Origin of the sequence: Methanoregula sp., from assembly GCF_002835825.1 — an archaeon.
In the GTDB taxonomy this organism is placed as follows: Archaea; Halobacteriota; Methanomicrobia; order Methanomicrobiales; family Methanospirillaceae; genus Methanoregula.
The window spans coordinates 1-1,539 of sequence record NZ_PIZH01000486.1 but is presented as its reverse complement, the minus strand read 5'-3'; the positions used below and the strand labels follow the sequence as shown (position 1 = coordinate 1,539).

Annotated in this window: 2 protein-coding genes and 1 pseudogene; 1 reads left to right on the top strand and 2 read right to left on the bottom strand. The window is 55.8% G+C overall.

Annotated elements, in window-relative coordinates; genetic code table 11:
* On the top strand, positions 1-630 hold a 630-nt coding region (locus CW742_RS12550; RefSeq protein WP_292420868.1), incomplete at its 5' end, for a hypothetical protein.
* 17 nt (positions 631-647) lie between these two features.
* Here CW742_RS12550 and CW742_RS12545 read toward each other — a convergent pair.
* Positions 648-1,073 carry a hypothetical protein gene (locus CW742_RS12545; RefSeq protein ID WP_292420866.1) on the bottom strand — a complete coding sequence of 142 codons (426 nt, stop codon included), beginning with the start codon at positions 1,071-1,073 and terminating at the stop codon, positions 648-650.
* Between the two features lie 253 nt (positions 1,074-1,326).
* Positions 1,327-1,539 (bottom strand): annotated as a pseudogene (locus tag CW742_RS12540) (thiamine-phosphate kinase); the annotation flags it as partial.

Below are 1,539 nucleotides of genomic sequence, written 5' to 3'. Positions count from 1 at the left end.
CCCCTGCCTCAGGAAGTCCCTGATGGCCCCTCCCCCGTGCAGATCCCCGAAACTACTCCTGTCACTCATACGCCAAAAGAGGAGACTGGAGAATCTGCCGGCAGCCCCCCCTTATCAGCAGCTCCCGTGCGGAATACAAAAATACTTGCTGCTGCAGGTGTTGCCCTTGTTGTGGTTATCCTTATTTCAGTCGTGATTGTAACAGGGATCTTCAGCCTGCCTGCGGGCCTGAACGCTTCCGGCAATGCCGGCACCCCATCAGCAATAGACTACCGGAGCTCGGATGCTCCGGTGAACACGGTGGTATTGACCGTGGAACCGACACAGACCCTTGCAAAGGATACAGAGCTGTACATCGATGCGAACAAGGACAACAGCAACGCCATGGTGACCGTAACGTTCAATGGCGGACCGGGGATGGGCCTTGTTAAAGACAACCGGGTTATTCTGACCCGGTCAGACGGGACTGAGACCGAGGGGAAGCTCAATTTCAACCAACGGCTCTCTGAAGTGAGACTGCAGGGAACCCGTGGAACCGATCGTATCCGGGTGATTGTTGCCCTCTATTCCGGCTCAGAAAAAACCATTGTCGATAAATTGTTGTACTATAGGACGTATCGCTCGATGTAAGTGTTCGAAAGGCCGGCTCAGTCCACCCATTCGAGCAGGTGGCCGGACTTTTCCCTTGTCTCGCGAGCAATAACCTTTCGTTTCGCGCTCTTTTCAGGTTCTCTTTTGAGTGCCGCAGCCTGCTCGAATCTGCCATAGTCCATGTACCCGTCCTCCCCAACATCCACAATCTCCTGAATAGGGGAGGATTCCGGGACTGGACCATGGTCAGGCAGGGACACTTCTTCAGGGATGACCAGAGCCGACACCTGCTGTGACGGTAATGCCGGTGCCGGTTCCGCAGACAGGACCGGGGGGGCGTTCATCAGGACAGGTGACGGGATTGACACTGCCATGGGATCCTGCCGGAAATTATTCTTCAGGAGGAGGAAATCCACAAAATCTTCGACTTCCATCCGCTGTTCCGGTGTCAGTCGTGCCATCCTGCTCTCAAGTGGTTCCATACATGCTTCCCGTCTGTGCTCTTCTGAAGAAATGTCTCTTGCGCCTTGTATTTAAGGAAACTGTGAGGAGCCGGGGTGAGGCGGGAAAAATAAGTTATTCCCACCGGTGCTGGTAGCCCCGCTTTTCAAGGGGGATACCGTCAACCATGACTGCCTTTTTCTCAGTGACCGTGCCGATCACGGTCGCAGGCACGCCTTCGACGGGGAACCGGTCCGGTGCGATGGTGAAGATCAGCTCATAGTCACCGCCGCCCTAGAGTGCAAGTTCCCGTGCCTGTTCTGCAGGAATACCGACGGGCAGGGGAAGGTTCGATGAATCGAGCGCAAAACCGCAATTCTCGTTCACGCTCATAAGGTCGTAGAGCGAAAGGGCAATCCCGTCGCTGTCGTCCATCATTGCACTCACGTCGGCGTTCCCGCGTGGCTGCCCCTCCGCTACCCGTGGCTGCGGGTTGCATGAAAACGT

Bases quoted from the DNA above. Each gene is read 5' to 3' on its own strand.
- CW742_RS12545 (WP_292420866.1), bottom strand. From the start codon at position 1,073: ATGGAACCACTTGAGAGCAGGATGGCACGACTGACACCGGAACAGCGG.